The 255-nt window shown below is 55.7% G+C and carries 1 pseudogene; it reads right to left on the reverse strand.

Annotation, left to right across the window (positions count from 1 at the left end):
• Positions 1 to 190, reverse strand: a pseudogene (locus IT084_RS17865) (IS200/IS605 family accessory protein TnpB-related protein); the annotation flags it as partial.
• Positions 191 to 255 lie beyond the last annotated feature (65 nt).

The following is a 255-nucleotide window of genomic DNA, read 5'->3' on the forward strand; positions in this document are numbered from 1 at the left end:
AGCCCCGGTTGGGATTGGTCACCGGTTCAGGTGCTGCTATGGTGAAGGTAATGTGCACCCTGTACCGGCCGTCCCGGCCTTTGATTAACTCGATATTATAAGAAGTGCCGGAAAGAAGCAGTTCCCACGTTTTAAGCCGGTGTTTTTCCGGCAGCCAGAGCTTTCCTGTTACCCGGGGTGCCTTCGTCATTACCGGCCTGCCTCTGCTGTCTGTGCCTGTCTGTTCGGACAGGTGGGAGACGGTCACGGAAATAG

The organism is Desulfallas sp. Bu1-1, from assembly GCF_015594625.1.
Lineage (GTDB): Bacteria > Bacillota > Desulfotomaculia > Desulfotomaculales > Desulfallaceae > JADNRQ01.